Genomic DNA, 1395 nt, shown 5'->3' on the forward strand with positions numbered 1-1395 from the left:
GGCCCGGCAGGAGGCCGGCGGGGAAGGTGAGGTAGATCCACCAGGCGAAGAGGAAGAAGGTCGGGATGACGAAGGCGAAGGCGAGGATGTACTTGACCCCCGACGCCAGCGCGTTCTTCACCCGCGAGGCCCCCATCTCGTAGGCCAGGAAGCCCGCGTGGATGATGACCATGAGCGCCAGGCACCACCAGTAGTAGATTTCCATGTTGATGGTGCCCGACATGGCGATTTGCCGCTCGAGCTCGTCGAGCCGTGCAGTCAGCTCCGGTTCCATTGTCTGATGCCTTCTGATGTGCGGCCTGCCCGCCGCGCTGCCGCACCGTGCTGGGAGCGACCCCTCCCGCCGCTCCAGGTGCCCGTTCGCAGCCCGTCGTCACGCCTGACCTGTTCAGGTGGGCGTTCCCCATGCGTCTCGTGCCGTGATCCGACCGAGCAGCCTTCAATGTCGAAAATCTCCGCAGTCCACAGGCGGGCCTGCACAGCAAACGGGCGAACGGGGCGCGCACGGCCCCGTCGGAACCCTGTAACCGCCGGCCCGTCGGGAGAGGTCTGCAAGGGCGAGGCCAGCCGCGCCCGCACATACTCGCATGACGACCAATTCCAACCGATGGGCACCAAAATCGTCCAATACCGCTTGCAACGGTTGCGCGTGTGGGCCTACGCTTCCCCGCGGCCCAGCGGGAGAGGGAGACGGAGATGACGGCACGCGTCGCCATTGTCGGATCGGGGCCGTGCGGCCTCGCCCAGCTTCAGGCCTTCGAGACGGCGCGCGCGGCCGGCGCCGCCATCCCGGAACTGGTCTGCTTCGAGAAGCAGGACGACTGGGGCGGGCTGTGGAACTACACGTGGCGGACCGGCCTCGACGAGCACGGCGAGCCGGTCCACGGGTCGATGTACCGCTATCTGTGGTCGAACGGTCCCAAGGAATGCCTCGAATTCGCCGACTACACGTTCGACGAGCATTTCGGCCGTCCCATCCCCTCCTTCCCGCCGCGCGAGGTGCTGTACGACTACATCACCGGGCGAGCCACAAAGAGCGGGGTGCGCCGGCACATCCGCTTCTCCAACGCAGTGCGCATGATCGCCTGGTCCGAGACCACCGGCCGCTTCACCGTCACGGCGGAAGACCTGCCGGCCGGCCGCACCTATTCGGAGGAGTTCGACCACGTGGTGGTCGCTTCGGGCCACTTCTCGGTGCCGAACGTGCCCGCCTTCGAGGGCATCGAGCGGTTTCCCGGCCGCGTCCTGCACGCCCACGACTTCCGCGACGCGCAGGAATTCTCCGGCAAGCGGCTGCTCATCGTGGGCGCGAGCTATTCGGCCGAGGACATCGGCCTGCAATGCCACAAATACGGGGCGCGGCACGTCACCATGTGCTGGCGCACGAAGCCGATG

General features: G+C 67.0%; 1 protein-coding gene and 1 pseudogene. One reads left to right on the forward strand and one right to left on the reverse strand.

Annotated elements, in window-relative coordinates; translation table 11 throughout:
* Window positions 1-274 (reverse strand): annotated as a pseudogene (locus VB780_RS14210) (hypothetical protein); the annotation flags it as partial.
* Window positions 275-696: 422 nt separating this feature from the next.
* Between VB780_RS14210 and VB780_RS14215 the strand changes: the two are divergent.
* Window positions 697-1395 (forward strand): NAD(P)/FAD-dependent oxidoreductase (locus VB780_RS14215; RefSeq protein ID WP_323351818.1); only part of this gene is annotated, 699 nt, incomplete at its 3' end.

The organism is Leptolyngbya sp. CCNP1308 (genome assembly GCF_034932455.1).
Classification (GTDB): domain Bacteria; phylum Cyanobacteriota; class Cyanobacteriia; order Phormidesmidales; family Phormidesmidaceae; genus Nodosilinea.